Annotated in this window: 22 protein-coding genes and 1 pseudogene; 7 read left to right on the top strand and 16 right to left on the bottom strand. The window is 39.1% G+C overall.

All coding sequences use genetic code 11. From position 1 onward, the window contains the following. Positions 1 to 4: 4 nt before the first annotated feature. The 12 genes from QME58_06675 to QME58_06620 all read right to left on the bottom strand — a co-directional run bounded on the left by QME58_06675 (position 5) and on the right by QME58_06620 (position 9,690). Positions 5 to 802 carry a hypothetical protein gene (locus QME58_06675; GenBank protein ID MDI6803515.1) on the bottom strand — a complete coding sequence of 266 codons (798 nt, stop codon included), beginning with the start codon at positions 800 to 802 and terminating at the stop codon, positions 5 to 7. Beyond that, entirely contained in the window at positions 799 to 1,140 is a 342-nt protein-coding gene (rplS, locus tag QME58_06670) for a 50S ribosomal protein L19 (GenBank protein ID MDI6803514.1), read from the bottom strand. The genes QME58_06675 and rplS overlap by 4 nt, the downstream gene beginning before the upstream one ends. A gap of 29 nt (positions 1,141 to 1,169) precedes the next feature. After that, positions 1,170 to 1,844 carry a tRNA (guanosine(37)-N1)-methyltransferase TrmD gene (gene trmD / locus QME58_06665; GenBank protein ID MDI6803513.1) on the bottom strand — a complete coding sequence of 225 codons (675 nt, stop codon included), beginning with the start codon at positions 1,842 to 1,844 and terminating at the stop codon, positions 1,170 to 1,172. Between the two features lie 15 nt (positions 1,845 to 1,859). Then, positions 1,860 to 2,375 carry a ribosome maturation factor RimM gene (gene rimM / locus QME58_06660; GenBank protein ID MDI6803512.1) on the bottom strand — a complete coding sequence of 172 codons (516 nt, stop codon included), beginning with the start codon at positions 2,373 to 2,375 and terminating at the stop codon, positions 1,860 to 1,862. A gap of 82 nt (positions 2,376 to 2,457) precedes the next feature. Beyond that, entirely contained in the window at positions 2,458 to 2,688 is a 231-nt protein-coding gene (locus QME58_06655; protein MDI6803511.1) for a KH domain-containing protein, read from the bottom strand. A 93-nt stretch (positions 2,689 to 2,781) separates the two neighbouring features. Continuing rightward, a complete protein-coding gene (rpsP, locus tag QME58_06650) occupies positions 2,782 to 3,201 on the bottom strand; it encodes a 30S ribosomal protein S16 (GenBank protein MDI6803510.1) in 420 nt (139 codons plus the stop codon). Between the two features lie 57 nt (positions 3,202 to 3,258). Beyond that, a complete protein-coding gene (gene ffh, locus QME58_06645; protein ID MDI6803509.1) occupies positions 3,259 to 4,587 on the bottom strand; it encodes a signal recognition particle protein in 1,329 nt (442 codons plus the stop codon). A 96-nt stretch (positions 4,588 to 4,683) separates the two neighbouring features. Further along, positions 4,684 to 5,349 (bottom strand): glycosyltransferase, encoded by a 666-nt coding sequence (locus tag QME58_06640; protein MDI6803508.1) that lies wholly within the window; start codon positions 5,347 to 5,349, stop codon positions 4,684 to 4,686. A 7-nt stretch (positions 5,350 to 5,356) separates the two neighbouring features. Next, positions 5,357 to 7,585: a two-component regulator propeller domain-containing protein gene (locus QME58_06635; GenBank protein MDI6803507.1), complete on the bottom strand. Its 2,229-nt coding sequence runs from the start codon at positions 7,583 to 7,585 to the stop codon at positions 5,357 to 5,359. Between the two features lie 6 nt (positions 7,586 to 7,591). Beyond that, on the bottom strand, positions 7,592 to 8,068 hold the full coding sequence (gene ribE / locus QME58_06630; protein MDI6803506.1) for a 6,7-dimethyl-8-ribityllumazine synthase: 477 nt from the start codon (positions 8,066 to 8,068) through the stop codon (positions 7,592 to 7,594). Between the two features lie 27 nt (positions 8,069 to 8,095). Next, positions 8,096 to 8,941, bottom strand: a complete 846-nt coding sequence (locus tag QME58_06625) for a PHP domain-containing protein (GenBank protein MDI6803505.1) — start codon at positions 8,939 to 8,941, stop codon at positions 8,096 to 8,098. Positions 8,942 to 8,964: 23 nt separating this feature from the next. Next, positions 8,965 to 9,690: a Crp/Fnr family transcriptional regulator gene (locus tag QME58_06620; protein MDI6803504.1), complete on the bottom strand. Its 726-nt coding sequence runs from the start codon at positions 9,688 to 9,690 to the stop codon at positions 8,965 to 8,967. 137 nt (positions 9,691 to 9,827) lie between these two features. Here QME58_06620 and QME58_06615 point away from each other — a divergent pair, with 137 nt between their 5' ends. From QME58_06615 to QME58_06585, 7 genes and pseudogenes are all read left to right on the top strand, one after another. Then, the gene (locus QME58_06615; GenBank protein MDI6803503.1) at positions 9,828 to 10,391 is read left to right on the top strand and encodes a LemA family protein; all 564 of its coding nucleotides are present in this window, start codon (positions 9,828 to 9,830) and stop codon (positions 10,389 to 10,391) included. A 3-nt stretch (positions 10,392 to 10,394) separates the two neighbouring features. After that, positions 10,395 to 11,393, top strand: a complete 999-nt coding sequence (locus QME58_06610; protein ID MDI6803502.1) for a M48 family metalloprotease — start codon at positions 10,395 to 10,397, stop codon at positions 11,391 to 11,393. A 13-nt stretch (positions 11,394 to 11,406) separates the two neighbouring features. Further along, positions 11,407 to 11,835, top strand: coding sequence for a preQ(1) synthase (queF, locus tag QME58_06605; GenBank protein MDI6803501.1), 429 nt, complete (start codon positions 11,407 to 11,409; stop codon positions 11,833 to 11,835). Continuing rightward, positions 11,835 to 12,128 (top strand): hypothetical protein, encoded by a 294-nt coding sequence (locus tag QME58_06600; GenBank protein MDI6803500.1) that lies wholly within the window; start codon positions 11,835 to 11,837, stop codon positions 12,126 to 12,128. The genes queF and QME58_06600 overlap by 1 nt, the downstream gene beginning before the upstream one ends. A gap of 18 nt (positions 12,129 to 12,146) precedes the next feature. Next, the gene (gene cysS / locus QME58_06595) at positions 12,147 to 13,583 is read left to right on the top strand and encodes a cysteine--tRNA ligase (protein ID MDI6803499.1); all 1,437 of its coding nucleotides are present in this window, start codon (positions 12,147 to 12,149) and stop codon (positions 13,581 to 13,583) included. A 111-nt stretch (positions 13,584 to 13,694) separates the two neighbouring features. Next, positions 13,695 to 13,871 (top strand): hypothetical protein, encoded by a 177-nt coding sequence (locus QME58_06590; GenBank protein ID MDI6803498.1) that lies wholly within the window; start codon positions 13,695 to 13,697, stop codon positions 13,869 to 13,871. Between the two features lie 235 nt (positions 13,872 to 14,106). Beyond that, a pseudogene (locus tag QME58_06585) lies at positions 14,107 to 14,358 on the top strand (hypothetical protein). Between the two features lie 24 nt (positions 14,359 to 14,382). On the opposite strand, the gene QME58_06580 reads toward QME58_06585, so the two are convergent. From QME58_06580 to pepT, 4 genes are all read right to left on the bottom strand, one after another. After that, entirely contained in the window at positions 14,383 to 14,748 is a 366-nt protein-coding gene (locus tag QME58_06580) for a response regulator (protein ID MDI6803497.1), read from the bottom strand. Positions 14,749 to 14,797: 49 nt separating this feature from the next. After that, the gene (locus QME58_06575; GenBank protein MDI6803496.1) at positions 14,798 to 16,219 is read right to left on the bottom strand and encodes a glycosyl transferase family protein; all 1,422 of its coding nucleotides are present in this window, start codon (positions 16,217 to 16,219) and stop codon (positions 14,798 to 14,800) included. After that, positions 16,216 to 17,418, bottom strand: a complete 1,203-nt coding sequence (locus QME58_06570; GenBank protein MDI6803495.1) for a hypothetical protein — start codon at positions 17,416 to 17,418, stop codon at positions 16,216 to 16,218. The genes QME58_06575 and QME58_06570 overlap by 4 nt, the downstream gene beginning before the upstream one ends. A gap of 148 nt (positions 17,419 to 17,566) precedes the next feature. Then, positions 17,567 to 18,811: a peptidase T gene (pepT, locus tag QME58_06565; GenBank protein ID MDI6803494.1), complete on the bottom strand. Its 1,245-nt coding sequence runs from the start codon at positions 18,809 to 18,811 to the stop codon at positions 17,567 to 17,569. Positions 18,812 to 18,957: the final 146 nt, after the last annotated feature.

Here is an 18,957-nt window from a genome sequence, read left to right as displayed (position 1 = left end):
AAATTTAATTTTTAGCTAAATCGAGTGTTGTATCGCTCTCGGCATTCAGGTCAGGCAGATCTTCTATGATTTCGTGGTAATATGCCATTCGTATAAATTCGGTTAATCCGTTTTTTGCTTTCTCATTGAGTTTGTATGAAAAAGCGGAAAGAAACTCAACAACTTCTTCTGTATTCCGAGGGGGATAATGTGAGGCAATTTCGCTGAGATGTGCCGAACCGTATTCAGCCGATTCTTTTAGAATATTAATTTCCTCTTTCGATAATTTTTCTTTTTCGCTAATCCAAAGTCCGTGAATGTATGGAAGTTCTGTTAAATCGGACCACTCATCAACAAGGTCGAGTTTATTTTTATGCTCGAGGAGTTCGAGATTGTAATCGCCAACAATGAGTGCGGCATCGGCTTTAAGCAGCATCTCGTCGATGTTTGCTTTGGTGGGAATAAAAGTCGGTGTAGTGGAATATTTCTCGGTCAAAACAAGTTTTGCAAGTACCATCTCGGAAACATTCAACAAATCGGTAGCAATTGTTTTGACTTCTTTCAGCCTTTCTTTAAAATACAAACAGACAACATTACTATTTCCTTCGGATGCTATGCAAACATCGGGAACGATTGAATAAATATCGTGGTCGCGAGCAAATGTGATTGGAGACAAAAAAGCTGCGTCGAGTTCTTCCTCGAGCAGCAGTTTTGAAATATGCAATTCAGAGTCGGTTATCAGGTTCATCGTTTCGGGTTTCTCTTTCAAACTTTGAAAGAGAGGTGCAGCATAAAGGTCGGTGATGATACCTAAATTTTTCACGCAGAAGTTTTTTGCCTGATTTGTTTTGCGGCAAGTTGACGCAGGTAGTATAATTTTGCGCGTCGGACTCTGCCTTCTTTCATAATTTCGATTTTTGCAATTCGAGGTGAGTGTATCGGGAAAATACGCTCAACACCGACACCGTCGGAGACTTTACGTACCGTGAATGTGGCGCCCATACCGCTGCCACGTTGGCCCAATACTACTCCTTGGAATTGCTGTATGCGTTCTTTTTCGCCTTCGATAACGCGAACGTGAACGTTGATAGTATCGCCCGGTTTGAATTGAGGGATATTGGTTTTAACTTGAGTAGCTTCTACTAATTTTATTTTGTCCATATCAAAATCCAGTATTTAGTTTATATTTACTATTTTAACAAATCAGGGCGGCGTTCTTTCGTGCGCTTTAACCGTTGCTGGTTACGCCATGCTGCTATTTTTTTGTGATCGCCCGAAAGCAAAACTTCCGGTACTTTTGAACCCCGGTACTCCGGCGGCCTTGTATAATTAGGTCCATCTAAAAGTCCATCTTGAAACGAATCGGTTAACAACGATTCGCTGTCGCTGATGATGCCGGGAATTAACCGCACAACTGCATCGACTACGACAAGTGCTGCTAATTCGCCGCCTGTTAAAACATAATCGCCGATCGATAGTTCGCGGGTTACAAGCGATTCACGAACTCTCTCGTCGATTCCTTTATAATGACCGCAGATTAAGATGATATTTTTCTTCAGAGAAAGTTCATTCGCAATCATCTGATTGAACTGTTTTCCGTCGGCGGTTAAATAAATTATTTCGTCATAAGTTCGCTTCTTCGTCAGCCGTTCGATGCACTCGAAAATTGGTTCGGGTTTTAGTATCATACCTGCACCGCCGCCGTAAGGCGTATCGTCGATAGTTTTATGCTTATCGTGTGCAAACTTACGTAAGTCGTGTATGAGAATCTGAACTTTCTTACTCTTCTTTGCCCGTTTAAGTATGCTGTTATTTAAAGGGCTTAAAAGAATTTTAGGCAGCCCGCTGACGATATCAATCCGCATTACAATGCCTGAAAATTATTTTTCAGGTAAAAACGGGTCGGCGTTCTGAACAGCGACTTTCTTCTTTTTTATATCTACGCTTTTAATAAATGCAGGTAATACGGGAATCCAAATTTCCGGTTCGCCTTCTACTACCCAAATGTCCTGTGAAAAACCTTCGCGTTTCCGATGAACGTCAATTATTTTTCCTATTTTTTTCCGTCCATAATTTACTGTGCAACCAACAATATCGTGTATGTAATAATGTCCTTCGGGAGGATGTACTGCATCTTTTTCGTCAACAAACAGAACCTGATTGTTTAAAGTTTTGGCTTGCTCACGTTTGGTAATTTCGCGAAGTCTTATAATAACCCCGTCCCGGTTGAATCTTATATCGGACATTTCATAAGGAACGGCTTCTTTTTCGCTGGGGCCTATATAAACTTGCAGGAGAGTTAAAAGACGTTTTCGATATTCGATGAACGGTTTGAATTTAAATTGGCCTCGAATACCGTAGGTTTTTCCAACTTTTCCTAGTGCATAAAGTGTCATTTGTTTGATAATAAATGTTTTTCAATAAATAAATCTTATCCGATAAATCTAAAATTTATCGTATAAATGAACTGTTTAATAATTAATCGACTATTTCAAGAATAACCCGTTTACCTTCTTTGGCGCTGACGGCGCTTAAGAGGGTACGCATAGCTTGAGCAGTTTTTCCTTGTTTGCCGATAACTTTTCCAATGTCGCTTTCACCTACTTTTAGTTTGAAAACAGTTTTGCTTTCTCTCAGTTCTTCGGTGATAGAAACTTCTTCCGGTTTATCGACAAGATTTTTTGCAATGAATTCGATGAATTCCTTCATGATTAGCTCCTTTTAACAATTATAAGTGCGTTGTGAATTATTAAACTTATGGATTATCATCGTCCTGCATCGAGTCGGAACACGAATCAATGCTTAGGGAGTAGCTGTTGAGCTACTGGCAACTTCGCTGGCTGCTTTCTTTTTATGTGCAGCTTTAACACGAAGTTTTCTTTCGGCTTTGTGACGTTCTTTCTCGGTTTTTACCATCTGAAATTTTTCCATCTCAGCAGCTATAGTAGCGTCGTCAGCATTTTTTTTCATTAATCGCCACTTTATCAGAAAACCTTCGCGTTTTATTAAACTGTGTACAGTTTCTGTTGGCTGTGCGCCACGTTTCAACCACTTGAACAAAACATTTTCCTTTATTTCTACCTTCGACGGTGTTGAACGGGGATCGTATATTCCGACTGCTTCAAGAAAACGTCCATCACGGGGTGATCTCGAATCGGCAGCAACAATTTTATAAATCGGCTGCTTTTTCTTTCCCATGCGGGCTAAGCGTATTTTGACCAAATTTAGACTCCTATCAGTTTTATGTTAATATATAAAAAAAAAATAAATTTTGCATTATTATGCAGTAGGCAGTTTTAAACCGCGAAAATGTTTTGGCATTTTACCTCTCGAAAACATCTTCATCATCTTCTGCATTTCAAAAAATTGTTTCATAACTCTATTTACTTCTTGCACCGATGTGCCGCTGCCGGTAGCTATCCGGCGCCTTCGGGTGCCGTTGATAACGTTCGGATTTGAACGCTCAGCTTTTGTCATCGATTGTATTACCGCTTCAACTCTTACAAGCGATTTATTATCAATCTCAGTATCAGCCGGAAGTTTATTCAAGCCCGGAATCATACTCAGCACCTGAGATATCGGACCCATTTTTTTAACTTCTTGAAGTTGTTCTAAAAAATCTTCAAGAGTAAATTGCGACTTACGTAACCGTTCTTCTAATTTCTGTGCTTTCTCTTGGTCGTATTCAAGTTGAGCTTTTTCTACGAACGTAACTATATCGCCCATACCGAGGATGCGCGATGCCATCCGGTCGGGATGAAACGGTTCGAGTGCATCTAATTTTTCACCTACGCCAACAAATTTAATCGGCTTGTTTACAACTGAGCGAATCGAAAGAGCCGCACCACCTCGCGTATCGCCATCTAATTTTGTAAGAACAACACCATCGAAATTCAATCGATCGTGAAAAGCTTTCGCTGTGTTCACTGCATCCTGTCCTGTCATCGAATCGACAACAAAAAGAATCTCGTTCGGATTAACACGCGACTTGATAGTTTCAACTTCCTTCATCATCTGGTCGTCGATGTGAAGTCTGCCCGCTGTATCGATGATAACAACATCGCGTGCCGATTTACGTGCATGGTCAATTGAATCAACAGCAATTTCAACTGCATTTTTATTCCTGTCGTAATGAACGGGAATATCAATTTGTTTTCCTAACATCAGCAACTGATCGATAGCCGCGGGGCGGTAAATATCGGCTGCTGCAAGCATCGGAAAGTTGCCTTTCTTTTTTAAGTGATTGGCAAGTTTGGCGCAAAACGTAGTTTTACCCGATCCTTGAAGCCCGGCTACCATTATGACAGTCGGAGGCATTACCGAATATTTTATATCCTGCCTCGTTTCACCTAATAATTTTACCAACTCATTGTGGATAATTTTTATTATTAGCTGTCCGGGATTTATACTTGCAATAACTTCCTGACCGAGAGCCCGCTTCTGAACATCTTCGGCGAATTGTTTAACGACTTTGTAATTCACATCGGAATCGAGTAAAACACGACGGACTTCACGCATCGAATCGGCGATGTTACTTTCCGAAATTTTTCCGTAGCCGCGGAGTTTTTTAAAAACCGACTCTAATTTTAGTGTTAAATCATCAAACATTATTACAACTCAAATTGTAAAAAAAGCCAGGCTTTTTAACCTGGCAGCATTTTAAGTGTGTTAAATCTACAACAAAAAGTAGTTTGATGCAAACGCCTACAAATTTAATTTATTTAGTATGTAATTAACCTTTCCACCTATTCCCAAGCCGTATCCAAATTTCGAAGCGGTTCCCCTGCCTTTATGGAAGATGAATTTGTGAATATCAAAATCAATCAAACAGAAATTTCGAACAGCAGCTATTTTCATATTAGCAAGACAAGGTGCACCGTGTAATTGAAACGGGGGCAATATGCTATAAAGCGATTTACGAATCATCATACATATCGGTCTGATATATCGGATGCCTGTCTGATTTGGCTTTACCAGAAAACCCCGTTTGTTCAGAATTTCCAATTTCCCAATTGCATAATTTTGCATATCCTGTTCGATCAGTTCTATCATCGCTTCAACAAAGCCGCCACGCAGCACTTCACAATCTGAGTCGATGAATAAAACCAAATCGGTGCTGCATAAATTTATTGCATCGTGCATTGCTGGTCCGTGGTGGATGTTGGTTTTATTGATTACTAATTTTGTTGTAGCAGGTTGTGAGTTTCGTATATCTGTTAAAATATTTGCTGACTCGTCGCCAGAACCGTTGTCGATGAGAATTAACTGCAAATCAGGATAAAATTTCCGGAATGTAGCAACAGCCTGTTGCGTTAAATCGGGAGTTTGATAGTTGATTATTACCGCAGTTACAATATTGCCGATATCCATAGTGAAACTATTTTTTCACTACGACAATTTTTCCGAGTCCTACCTCTGAACCATCGTCGTTATATGCAACCACTATGTATATACCTGTCGAAACAAGTTCGCCGTTTGAATCTCTTCCATCCCAAATGCCAACTCTGCCCCCTGGTGTAGTTAATTCTCTTAACAGTGTTCCGTCAATTGTTAAAATTTTTATAGAAGAATTTGCAACTAACCCATCGAACGTAACCATAGATGATGAGGGAATTTCAAAGGGATTCGGTGAAATAATAATCTGTTCCATTGTTTGAACCGGTGTAGCTGCTGCAGTCTGTAATGCCGACATGCCTTTTTCAGTTCCGAAGTAAACGGTTCCGTTTTTTCTGTTCATCACGAGTGATTGCACATTGTTATCGAGCAGTTTTCCGTTTGTCGATTCAAATGTGTATTGAGCAGTAATCGTAGTTCCGTCTTGATTCAGGACGAAAACTCCTTGAGGAGTTGCAACCCACTTTTGGTTAGTTGGATCGACAAGTATATCGTTAATTTTTTGACCTCGAAGCGGATTGTAAGGAGCAATTCGATTGAGAGGATTTCGGGCATCGTAGATAATATTAATTCCGGCATCAGTAGTGCCAGCCCAAATTTCACCGTCGTTATCAACATCCACAACCGAAATATTATCGCTCGATAAACCATTTGCTTTTGTAATTTTACCCCAGTTCGAGTTGGGAAGAGTGCCACGAACTACACCTGAGTCGCAGTAGAAAAACAATCCGCCTCCGTTAATTTCAGTATATAGCCATTTTGTTCGGTTCTGATCAATTGTTATTCCGGTAGATATAAATGAAAAAGAAGAAGAGGGTGTTTTGATATAAGAAAAAGTTGAATCTTTTCGATATACTGCAAGAAGAGTATCGCCTCTGCCGGTTCGGACATTAATCCAGGCATTTCCATCTGGATCAGTGGCAACTCCTGCTATAACTACATACGTAGGATTGTTGACGAAAGTTGGAGGTAAACCGTTAGTTGTATTGAATACTTTTATAATTTGATTATCGTTACCCAATAATGCCACACCATGGCCCCAACCGCTAACCCATTTAGTGTTATTATAACCGATATCAACACGATAATAATTTGGGTTGAACAATACAGGATATTTTTCCTCGTGATAATGGTGCCAAATTTTACCATCAAAGCGGACAAAACCTTGCCCGTTTGAAGTACCGGTTCCAGCCCACAGATTGTTTTGTTCATCAATAGCTAATCCAATTAAATTATTTGTAGGTGGTCCCGCAGGGATAATACTTTTTAGTGAGCTGTTTTGTAAAAGCTGAACCCCGTGATTTGTAGTTCCGACAAAAATTTGAGTGTCGTTAACAATTAATGAAGCAAGTAGTGATGGAAATTGGTTTTCGATTAGAGTAACTTCGTCGTTACTGAATTTATATAATTCGTATTGTGTGATAAAATATAAATTGTCAGCCGAAGAAAAAGCAGCCACAATATTTTTGCCCGATGTAGAATTTACTGGACGCCATATATTTTCTTCGAGGTAAGATAGCCCGTTTGAAGTTGCTGCAAAAATTTTCCCATTATGTAATAAAATCGTACTGGTTCGATTTGAAGGTAGACCTTGCGGAGTTTTGTAAACACTCCACGATTGAGGCGCGGCTAAATTCGGATGTCGTCGCCAAGCCGATGCCACTCCATCATTTGTGGCAACCCAAATAGTATCGTTTTGGATTAGTACAGAATTAACTTTGCCAGTGATTTGGTTATCCAAGCCAAATTTTGTGTATGAATCGCCGAACTCACTCTTTAGAATTGATAAAACATGAACTCCGATAGGTGTACAAATAAATAATGAGTCGCCGTAAACCGAAAAATTATTAATTCTCTTTTCTGTGGCATTTGTAAAGTAAATGTCGTTATAGTAAACCCACTTTGATTTTTGAGGATTGAAATTATGGATATAACCGTTCGAAGATCCGATCCAGATTGAACCCGATTTGTCGGCGACTATAGAAGTTATATCGGTGTTTTTTAATCCGTCGAGGGTAGTAAATATTTTATAGCTGCTGTCGGTAAAATTGTAATTGAATACGCCTCCGCTTGTTGCAGCCCAAATCAAATTGTTTTGTTTGAATATCGAACGGATTTGTTTATGGGATGTATAGGTTTTCCAATCACCGATACCTCCGAAGCCGGAAATTGTAAAACTCAAAGTTAAAAATAAGAGAAAGAAAAATTGCACTTTAAATTATTTTCTTTTTTTAATGAAAGATTTAAATAAATTGGCAAGTTCAATTGCACTTAAAGCGGCATCCCAACCTTTATTTCCGCTTTTGGTACCAGCCCTTTCGATTGCCTGTTCTAAATTGTCGGCGGTAAGCACTCCTAATGTAACAGGAATCTCTGAGTTTAACCCGATGTGGGCCACCCCTTTCGTAACCTCGGAGGCTATGTAATCGAAGTGGGGTGTTTCACCACGGATCACACAACCAACACAAACTACTGCATCGTACTTACCCGAGTTTATAATCTGTTGTGTCGTTTGCGGAATTTCAAAAGCGCCGGGGCAATAAATGACCGATATGTTTTCATTATCAGCTTCATGTCGCTCTAAACAATCTATGGCGCCGTCTAATAATCTTTTTGTAATAAAATCGTTAAATCGGCTGACTACCAAGGCAACCTTGAGTCCTTTTGCTGTTAAATTACCACTTAATATTTGCATTGTTTAATTACCTTATATTTTTTATGTCTAATACCAAAATAATCTTCGCTTCATTGCACTAACAAATTTGTAAGGTATTGTGTATTTCCCAAAAGCATCTTCATCGTCGCGTAAGCCGCCGTGGAAATCGGAGCCGCCGCTCTCTAATAAAAAATATGTGTTAGCAATCTTTTTTAGAGATTCGGTAGTTTGAGGAGTATGACCCGGATGAACTGTCTCGATGCCATCAATTTCCATTTTGATCAGTTCAGAGATAGCATCATCATTCAAATAACAACCGGGATGTGCTATAAATGACACACCACCACATTTGTTAATAAGCGAAATTGCTTGCTTCGGCGAAAAATTATATTTAGCTTCATAAGCAGGACCGCCGTTCCTGATATACTGATTGAATGCCTCTTGATAACTGCTAACGAAACCATTCTCGACCATCGCATTTGCGATATGCGGACGCCCTAATGCTGCATTTTGTGCCTGCGCTAAAACTGATTCATAATCTAATGGAACTTTCAGCCTGTGCAATTTATCAACGATACGTTTTGCCCGTTTCAGTCTTTCTTCTCTGAAGATATTCAAATGTTTAAGTAAAATTTCATTTTTATAATCTATAAAGTAACCTATAATATGAACATCCATACCACCGAGTGTTGTACTTAACTCGACACCGGGAATTACCTCAATATCCATTTTTTTTCCTAAATTTACAGCTTCATCGATACCGTTTATTGTATCATGGTCAACTATACTAATACATTTCAAACCGACTTTATTTACTTTTTCCAGCAATTCCTGAGATGTAAATTTACCGTCGGAATTTGATGTATGCAAATGTAAATCGCTGCTCGCTTGAGCTATAACCGTATTGTTCATTTTCCCCCCGGTCCAATAAATTTTTACAAGTATAAACTCTTAAATTTTTCGTAATCGTTAATTATAAGTTTGTTACCCTGTAAGTCAATATGACCTTTGCGAATAAACACATGCACCATCCGTGAAATTGTTTCGCGAGATGTTCCAGCCATATTTGCTAAATCCATTTGCAGAGGGAGTTGATCGATCTCGACGCGACCTTTTCGTATTTTGCCGATATCGTCTGCGAGTTGCAGGATAACGTTTGCGACACGCCCCGCTGCATCTTTGAGCGAAAGACTTTTAATTTGTGTATCGGCTTTCCGCAATCGCATTGTTAATTCTTTCAGTAACGAGATAGCAACGGCAGGATACTCGTTGAGAAGGTTCAAGAAATCGCGGCGATGTATCATAAACAACTCCGCTTTTGTTATTGCAACCACACTCGCCGATCGGGATAACCCATCGAGAATAGCCATCTCGCCGAAGAAATCATTCTCACCTAAAATTGATAAAATAACTTCTCTGCCATCCTCGTCGCTTCGTATTACTTTCACTTTTCCAGATATGATTACAAAAAGTGCAGCTCCGACTTCATCTTCGAGCAGTATCATACTGGCACGTTTGTATTTTTTTCGGACACCAACACGAGCGATCTGCAAAATTTCATTTTCTTCAATATCAGAAAATATAGGAACGTTTCGTAAAAAATGCATAGCTTGGAATGTACTCGCTTCCTGTTTTTGATTGATATTAGTTGTTGAAATCATTCTTAATCGTTAAAATTTAACACAAAACCTAAAATCCACAAATAATATAGTAGAGTAATTAATTAAAGTCAAGCAATTGCAATTATTTAAATTATTGATTAATTTCATACAAATTCTAATTACAAAGGAAAAATAAAATGGAATTATTAATTTTAGTTATTTTCGTCGTTGTGGTTGCAGGCTGGGTGATTGTGAAATATAACTTGCTGGTTACTCTCCGCAATCAGGTTGAGAACGGTTGGAAACAAATCGACGTGCAGCTAAAACGCCGCCACGATTTGATTCCAAATTTAGTAAACACGGTTAAGGGCTATATGGAGTATGAGAAAGAAACACTCACAAAAGTTATCGAAGCCCGCAATGCTGCTGTGAATGCTACTGGTGTAAAAGATTCGGCACTCAAAGAAGGTGAACTTAGTTCTGTGTTGACCCGTTTGTTTGCATTGTTCGAAAACTACCCAAACCTGAAAGCGAACGAGAACGTAATGCAGCTTCAGGAAGAATTAACAAGCACAGAAAACAAAGTTAGTTTTGCCCGCCAGTTTTACAACGACATTGCGATGAAATTCAATATTGCGCGGGAAGTATTTCCGACTAATATAATTGCTAACGTCTTTAATTTTAAAAAAGCTGAATTGTTTGAAGTTACATCAGAAACAGAACGTGCAGTGCCTCAAGTCGATTTATCATTAAAGAAGTAACCGATGGCTACAAATTTATTTCCAAATATTTACGAACAGCAGGCAAGTAATAAACGACGTACTATTTTTATTATGCTGATATTTATTTTGTTCTTTGTTTTTTTAGGATATGGTTTCGACCTGTTTTACTTTGGAAATGATCCGCTTGGAATATTTTCCGATAGCTACGGATTACCATTTGCAACAATTGCAGCTTTTATGTTTGGCTTTATCTTTTCGTTATACGGATTTCAGAGTGGAGCCAAAGCCGTATTAACATCTGCGGGGGCGTATCCCGTTCCTGAAAACGATCCTAAATTTCAAACTCTCCGAAATGTTGTAGATGAAATGAAGATTGCATCGGGGTTGCCTGCGCCCAAATTATTTGTAATTCCGGACGCTGACCCGAATGCATTCGCCACCGGAAAAAATCCGGACAACTCATACATTGCTGTTACGCAAGGATTACTCGACAAATTAAATCGTGAAGAACTGCAAGGAGTAATAGCTCACGAGATGGCGCATATCCGGAATTTCGATATCCGCTTGATGACTATTATTGCTGCATTAATCGGTGCAATTGCTTTGTTATCTGAATTCGCAGTCAGAGGTTTGAGATTTGGCGGTATGAGTCGGGGAAATAAGAAAAGCTCGAAAAGCGGCGGGGGCGGACCGATTGCTTTAATTTTAATGATTGTATGGATAATCGGGATTATCCTCGCACCAATCTTGAGCCGTTTATTAGCTATGGCTGTATCGAGGCAGCGTGAATATTATGCCGATGCAACTGCCGGCGAATTTACACGAAACCCGTTAGCATTAGCTTCTGCGTTGGAAAAAATTGAAAACTCTTCTGCTCCAACTCAATCTATTAAACGCGGTTCGGCTCATCTTTGTATTGTCGATCCGTTAGGACTGAAAGCAAATGTCAAGGAAGGATTTTTGGCAGATTTACTCGCTACTCATCCTCCCCTCTCAAAACGAATTACACTCTTAAAAGGAATGGCATATCAAAATAAATAAACACTTAACTTTTATGAAGAAAAAACAAACAGAACAACCTCAACCGCTCGACCGCCGTTACGATACTCAACCGCTTGAAACGATTGATGTAGAAGTTCTTGATACATTTCCTTATGAATATCCGGGTAAGGATTTAACAATTAACATCGACACGGATGAATTCACGGCAGTATGTCCGTTCTCCGGTTTGCCCGATTTTGCAGTAATCAGAATCAATTACATTCCGGATAAACTTTGCATCGAACTGCGTTCACTCAAATATTATTTGATGTCGTATCGAAACGTCGGCATTTATCAAGAGCATGCTATAAACCGGATACTTGGAGATTTGGTTGCATCGTGCAAACCAAAGTGGATGCAAGTGATCGCCGATTATAAAGTGCGCGGAGGTGTTCATACAGTAACGAGCGTCGATTACCATAAAAAGAAAACGGAGAAATAATGAAACCCGAAAACAGAATTAATTTAATTAAAGAATTACAAAAAATTAAGCAAATCAATTCAAGAACCAGCTACCTTGGTGCATGGACTGGGCTTATCATTTTCAGCTATTTTTTAGCAACACTTATTGTTAAACCATGGGACGATTTCATAAATCAGGGATTTTATTGGGTTCCGTCCCTCATAATTTTAGTGTTTTTAGCTGCGTTTTTACAATCTTTCTTTTTGATAATTCGTTACCTGATTTATAAGCGTTTACTCATAATCTTCGAAGCATTGCTCGATGATAATTAAAATTAAACACAAAAATTTATGCCCATAAAAATCCACAACACACTTTCTCGTCATAAAGAAGAATTCAAACCGATACATGAAGGTAGAGTCGGCATTTATGTTTGCGGACCAACTGTTTACGGACATTCGCATATTGGCCACGCAAAAAGTTATGTTTCGTTCGATGTAATTGTTCGTTACTTGCGATTTGTCGGATACAAAGTTTTATACATCCAGAACATAACAGATGTTGGTCATTTAACAGACGATGCCGACGAGGGTGAAGATAAAATCCAGAAACAGTCGCGTATAGATAAAGTTCATCCGATGGAAATTGTGCAGAAATACACGCAAAGTTATTTCGAAGATATGGATGCACTCGGAGTGCAGCGACCTGATATTAGTCCGATTGCAAGCGGACATATAATTGAGCAGATCGAAATTGTAAAAGAGTTGCTGTCAAAAGGATTTGCATACGAAGTTAATGGCTCGGTTTATTTTGATGTTTCAATGTTTTCGGAATACGGAAAACTTTCAGGCAGATCGGTGGAAGAATTGATTGCAGGTGCACGAGTTGATGTGAGTCCTGAAAAACACCATCCGGCTGATTTTGCACTGTGGAAAAAAGCTGAACCCGAACACATTATGCAATGGGAAAGTCCGTGGGGCAAAGGTTATCCGGGATGGCATCTCGAATGCTCGGCTATGTCAACAAAATATTTGGGGCAGCCGTTTGATATTCACGGTGGTGGTTTGGAAAACCAATTCCCTCATCACGAATGCGAGATTGCCCAAAGCGAGGCAGTAACCGGAAAACCTTTCGTGCGATATTGGATTCACAACAATATGGTAACTGTGAATGGACAGAAGATGGGAAAATCGCTCGGGAATGTTATAAACCTGAAAGATGCTTTCAAAAAATATCATCCTCTGGTTGTGCGCTTCTTTATCTTGCAAAGTCATTACAGATCCACGCTCGATTTCAGCGACGAAGCTCTAAAAGGTGCTGAGAAGGGACTTGATAAACTTCATAACACAGTCCGGAATATCAAAGATGAACTACCTAAAGCAAAGGGAAACGAAACTAATATTGACTTCGATGGTTTCAAAGGAAAATTTTTAGAGGCAATGGATGACGACTTTAACACGCCACAGGCAATTGCTGTATTATTTGATTTTAGCCGTGAGATAAATGCCAATCTCGCTGAAGGAAAAATGACAGCAGCCGACCTGCAAAAAGCTCATCAGTTATTCAACAAACTTGGTGGAATTATTTTGGGAATAATTCCTGAAACTTTCCAGACTGAAGCGAAAGTCTCGATTGAGAGCGATTTAGTGAACCTGATACTCGAACTGCGTGCTGAAATCCGGTCGCAAAAACTCTGGCAGCTCTCGGATAAAATAAGAGACGGTTTGAGTAAAATCGGTATAACTGTCGAAGATAAAAAAGAGGGTGTAAGCTGGAAAAGGAAGTAAATTTCCGGACATAAGCGAATCTCTGGAACAAAAGCCACCACATTAATTACAGGGGTTGAAAATGAAATACATTATTTACTGAAGTTACGCAAAAGAGTCATTCTGAACGAAGTGAAGAATCTGAAACCTCAAATTCAGGCTATTTTTAGATGTTTCGCTTCGCTCAACATGACAAAAAGTCAATTCTGCGTAACTTCAGTTATTTATCAATTAAACGAAAAGCTTGCCGAAGGAAATTCGACTAAAGACGAGTCGGCATCTTATTGTAATTGGAGAGAAGGATGGTAATTTATACTTACACCAACCGTCCGGTTTATCGCCCGAATCAGGAAGTATTTTTTAAAGGAATTGTAAGTCGGAGTTTACAACATTCAAACAGATATTGAAGGAGCTTCGACTACCGCAGTATTCGAAGTTTAGGAGTATAAAAAACAGTATTCAAAAGGTGAAGCAATTACGGACACGAGCGAAGCAAAATATTATTTTGGCAGCTCCGTAATTAGTTGATGTTAACAAGGATGCGAGTGGATATAAAATTACGGGTGGAGAGGGTTTTGAGAAAATTGTTCGTGGTGATTGGATGTGGTGGCGTGAAATCAAAGATGAGAAGGCAGCTTTTTTTGCACGTAACATCAGCAGCGGCATTCACACTTATTCGTATATTGCACGGGCTGAAATTCCCGGTCAATATCACGTTATGCCTGCGGTCGGATCGCTGATGTATTATCCCGAAGTACGCGGAAATTCAGACGAAAAGGAAATGGAAATAAAATAAAAAATATCGAATACAGATTACGCGTCATCGCGATAACACACGAGTGATACAACCCAAGAGGTCTTCGATATCGTATGGCTTTGTGATATAATCGTTCGCCCCTAATTTTATGGCATCGATAGCGCTGTTCAATTCAGTAACAGCAGTAAGCATGATGATGCGGATTTGCGAACCGGATTGTTTTAAAGTTTTTAACACTTCAACTCCGTCAACACGCGGCATTCGAATATCTAATAGAAGCAAATCGTATTTATTATTCTTCAACATTTCTAAAGCTGTGTCGCCGTCGTCAGCAGTTTCAACATCAAAGCCCTCTAATACAAGTTGGCTCTTAACTAATATTCTTAATGCCTCTTCATCATCTACATATAATATTTTTGTTTTAGCCATAAATAGTTTCCTTCTTTATCATTAATTTACAAAAAAATTTGATAACAAATCAATCGTGCTCAGCCGAAGGAGGTGAATGTTCGGTTTGTGGGAATGTGTGCGCAGTTTTATCCCACTTCAGAGGTTTACCTCTTAAAACCGATTTTGTAAAAAGATACAAAGCCCTTGCAGTAGCTGAAAAATTGATAATATTCGACAGCGGTACGCGAATGATACTCAAAGTTGCCGCCCATAAACCATACACGCGTTTTGTTGTGATAAAACGGTGAGCAAGCCGCCATAACATTAACATAGTATCAATTACTACCAAATCCCAGAGTAAAGTACCTTTAACAACTATCGGTGAAAGTAGCGCCCCCGCTGCAAAACCCCAACGGGCTGATTCGTAAAATAATAAATAGAAAACGACCACATAAGCAAAAAAATTAACCGAATTTGTGATTACAGCTTTGCGATCGCGATAGAGCGTGAATCTGAACTTAGCATCGCCGACCCATCCAACATTTCTCCATGATTCAAGACAAATACCTGTTAACCAACGTGCTCTTTGCCGGACTGCTGCTCGCAGTGAGTGTGGAAAATATGCCCGGGTTGATACATCAATTCCGAAAGGCTTGTAAACGTATAATAAATTAGCACGACCGAGTGCGAGACGCAGAGCAATATCATAATCTTCGGTAAGGGATGCAGCTCTAAAAATATTTTTTGCAAACGATGTTCCTACGAATTCGAGCAGCCATCGGTTATAGGCAGTTCCCACACCGGCTGAAGGTACAAATCCACTGAAATGAGCGCGGGCTACTAAGTCCTTCGTATGATTTTCTGCAAATTCATCAGCATAAGTCCAGTGGATAATGTTTGCATGTTCAACATGAAGCGGAAAAACCGGCACCTGAACCATGTCATATTCTGGGATAAAGTAATTATGTAATTTTAACGACATCGGATGGATAATATCCTCGGCATCGTGTCCAATAATAATATCGTAGCGTTTGCCTGAAACGTTTTCGTATTTAATAAGTCCTTGAAATACTTGATTCAAGTTATCGGCTTTCGTGGTCGGTCCGGGCCTCTCAGTTACAATAGCATGCACATTCGGAAATATCGCACTTACTTCTTCAACTTTTTTTATTGTATCGGGGTCGTTCGGGTAAACGCCTACAAAAAAATCGTAATTGGTATATTGAATAGTCCGGCATGCGTTCATCAGCATCTTGTCGATTACATCTGCTTCGTGCCAGGCGGGCACAAAAATGGCAATATGCTTTTCCTCTAATCCCTCTATCTCTTCTGGTTTAGTATAGCGGTATTTTTTAAATTTTTTCTTGTCAAAAAAACTATGGAACCAATAATATAAATCTACAAAGATATCATCTATCGCACTGAGTAATAGAAATACTGCTACGACAAAAGTACAGATATATAAATAATCGTATGTTGAACTGAAAAACGAAATTATCAGATCAATCATAACGAACGCCCAAAAATTATGAATAACCTGTATGAATTGTAATACAAAGGATACGGAATTGGTTCGTTACCAACTTTCCAGTATGCACCTCTGTGGAATTCGGCAAGGAAACTTAAGCCAAATGTATGGTGCGGAATTATGCGAACCCCTCCTCCCCACTCAACCAAATTATTATAAAATTCCTTTTTCGTATCACGTGCGATATCTAATCGTGCGTATAAATCGAGAGCGCTTTTTTTCCATTCGACGATCCTGCCGCCTGCTTTCCCTGCACTAAAACCGATGAGATTTGAATATCTTAAATAATATCCGAAAGAACCATAAACATCCGCAAATGGTTTAAAGCCAAATCGCAGCGTAGCCGGTGTAGAAATTTCCGGATATAATCCATTGCCATAAGTTATCAATGCACGAAAATCTTTCTTCACACGAGATGAGTTTCCTTTTTTTATCAAATCGATTCCGATACCTCCTTGGAAAAATATTCTCAGACCGGCTAAAGGATTCGACACTAAACCTAATCCGACTATCGCCGCATTATCTGAAAAAATAATTGGCGGCTGTTCTGTATTGCCGCTTTTCGATTTCGTATCGCCCGAAACTTCCAAACTTCCATACACCGAAACCAACTTATTACTAACAATCGAATAACCTTCGCGAACTTGTATAAAACTAAAAATGCTTTCGAATCGTGAATCATAATAAGGCGATGCGTAAACCTCGCCCCACCAAGGGTGTTTTTGTAATCCCTCATCAGTGCCTAAAACTATTAATGCGGCTTGCGATTTTTCTCTGATATCAGGATCGTCTGACTGTTCTAACTGTCTGAAATAAACAAGCGCCTCATCATTTTGTTGTAAAGAATTATATAAGTATGCTAACTGAAGTTTGATTGTATCGGATGGAGTCAATCGGTCAGCAGCAACAAACTGTTCAATGGCTTCGTTCTTTTTATCTTGCTCTAAAAAAAGATAACCCAATTGTTTTTTGATTCGGACGTTGGTAGGATCAATCAATGATGCTTGTTGAAATAATGAGATGGCTTCCTGTGGGTTGGTGTTAATTGCTTCGTAAGCTTTGTTTAAGATTAAATATAAATCTTGAGTTGCTTCCTGAGAATAAAGCGAAGGGGGATAAAATAAAAGAGTAGCAAGTGTCAGGGTAAATAATATTTTTGTTAGAGATTTTTTTAGCAACATATTATGAAATTTGCATTCGAATTTTTGTATAATTTAAATATTTTCTATATCTGTTACAACCTAAAACTGGCAGCAAACAATCGGGAACGTTCTTTTTCTTCTAAAATCAGCAAATGGGTTCTAAATTCTAATGTGATAATTGGCACAATTAACTTTTTTCTTCCCAAACCTGAACAAGGTTAACAATAGAATCGACTGCTTTCTGCATATCCTGTATGCTAATCCACTCCCGCTTTGAATGGAACGAATGCCCCCCCGCAAAAAGATTTGGTGTTGGCAATCCCATAAAGCATAACCTTGCACCATCGGTACCACCGCGTATAATATTCAATATCGGTTCAACGCCAGCACGTTTTATTGCTTCTTTTGCATACTCCATTACCTGTGGATGTTTATCTATTATATAACGCATATTTCTGTACGATTCATCCACTTTAAATTCCATTTTTGCTTTCGGATATTTTACCATAACCTCTTCAGCAATTTTTCTAATGTAATTTTCTTTTTCTTTCAATTCACTTTCTTCGAAATCGCGTATCAGATATTTGATAACAGTTTGCTCAACTCCGCCATTTATGATATGAGGATGCACATAACCTTCCCGCTTCTCTGTAGTCTCTGGTGAAAGTTTATCTTTGGGAAGTTTTTCAATTATCTCGGCGGCAATTTTTACGCTGTTCACCATTTTATTTTTTGCATAACCGGGATGAATGTTTCGACCGGTTATTGTTAATGTAACTGAGTCGGCGCAGAAAGTTTCGTTCTCGATTTCGCCACGCTGTTCACCATCGACCGTGTAGGCATAATCGGCGCCAAATTTCTTTACATCAAAATATTTAGTGCCTGTTCCAACTTCTTCGTCGGGTGTTACACAAATTTTGATTTTTCCGTGCTTGATTTCAGGATGTTTTACTAAGTGGCTGATTGCGTCGAAAACCTCGGCAATCCCGGCTTTATCGTCGGCACCCAATAGTGTGGTACCGTCTGTCGTTATTATGTCGTTCCCTATTTGATTTTTTAAATCAGGATTTTCTTCAACTGTAATTACAATTGAATTATCTCCCGGCAGGACAATATCGCCGCCTCGATAATTTTTATGAATGATGGGTTTTACATTTTCACCTGATACATCGGGCGAGGTATCCATGTGCGATATCAAACCGATGACAGGAACTGATTTATTTGTAGTGGCTTCCAGTGTTGCGGTTACATATCCGTATTCGTCCATCGCAGCGTCTTTTAAACCTATTTCAACAAGTTCCTTCACCAGCTCGGCGCCCAATATTTTTTGCTTCTCGGTGCTTGGGTAGGTTGTTGATTCTTCTGACGATTGAGTATCGTATTTAACATATTTTAAGAATCTCTCGACACAGGTAAATTCGATATTAGCCATTTTAAATCTCTCTATTATTTTAACATTTATTCCCTGTGAATATATGAAGATTCCGTTTAAATTAAAAAATCGCCTGTTACTCCAATATTAAAATAATGGGTCTTCGCGTACTCGAGTGGGTCATTTTATATCTCCTTGAGCATGCA

The sequence above is a fragment of the Bacteroidota bacterium genome (genome assembly GCA_030017895.1).
Lineage (GTDB): Bacteria > Bacteroidota > Ignavibacteria > UBA10030 > BY39 > JASEGV01.
This window is presented reverse-complemented; position numbering and strand designations above follow the sequence as displayed.

Coding starts and splice junctions, on each gene's coding strand:
- rplS (MDI6803514.1), bottom strand. CDS start 1,140: ATGGACAAAATAAAATTAGTAGAAGCTACTCAAGTTAAAACCAATATC.
- trmD (MDI6803513.1), bottom strand. CDS start 1,844: ATGCGGATTGATATCGTCAGCGGGCTGCCTAAAATTCTTTTAAGCCCT.
- rimM (MDI6803512.1), bottom strand. CDS start 2,375: ATGACACTTTATGCACTAGGAAAAGTTGGAAAAACCTACGGTATTCGA.
- QME58_06655 (MDI6803511.1), bottom strand. CDS start 2,688: ATGAAGGAATTCATCGAATTCATTGCAAAAAATCTTGTCGATAAACCG.
- ffh (MDI6803509.1), bottom strand. CDS start 4,587: ATGTTTGATGATTTAACACTAAAATTAGAGTCGGTTTTTAAAAAACTC.
- QME58_06640 (MDI6803508.1), bottom strand. CDS start 5,349: ATGGATATCGGCAATATTGTAACTGCGGTAATAATCAACTATCAAACT.
- ribE (MDI6803506.1), bottom strand. CDS start 8,068: ATGCAAATATTAAGTGGTAATTTAACAGCAAAAGGACTCAAGGTTGCC.
- QME58_06625 (MDI6803505.1), bottom strand. CDS start 8,941: ATGAACAATACGGTTATAGCTCAAGCGAGCAGCGATTTACATTTGCAT.
- QME58_06620 (MDI6803504.1), bottom strand. CDS start 9,690: ATGATTTCAACAACTAATATCAATCAAAAACAGGAAGCGAGTACATTC.
- QME58_06615 (MDI6803503.1), top strand. CDS start 9,828: ATGGAATTATTAATTTTAGTTATTTTCGTCGTTGTGGTTGCAGGCTGG.
- QME58_06610 (MDI6803502.1), top strand. CDS start 10,395: ATGGCTACAAATTTATTTCCAAATATTTACGAACAGCAGGCAAGTAAT.
- queF (MDI6803501.1), top strand. CDS start 11,407: ATGAAGAAAAAACAAACAGAACAACCTCAACCGCTCGACCGCCGTTAC.
- QME58_06600 (MDI6803500.1), top strand. CDS start 11,835: ATGAAACCCGAAAACAGAATTAATTTAATTAAAGAATTACAAAAAATT.
- cysS (MDI6803499.1), top strand. CDS start 12,147: ATGCCCATAAAAATCCACAACACACTTTCTCGTCATAAAGAAGAATTC.
- QME58_06580 (MDI6803497.1), bottom strand. CDS start 14,748: ATGGCTAAAACAAAAATATTATATGTAGATGATGAAGAGGCATTAAGA.
- QME58_06575 (MDI6803496.1), bottom strand. CDS start 16,219: ATGATTGATCTGATAATTTCGTTTTTCAGTTCAACATACGATTATTTA.
- QME58_06570 (MDI6803495.1), bottom strand. CDS start 17,418: ATGTTGCTAAAAAAATCTCTAACAAAAATATTATTTACCCTGACACTT.
- pepT (MDI6803494.1), bottom strand. CDS start 18,811: ATGGCTAATATCGAATTTACCTGTGTCGAGAGATTCTTAAAATATGTT.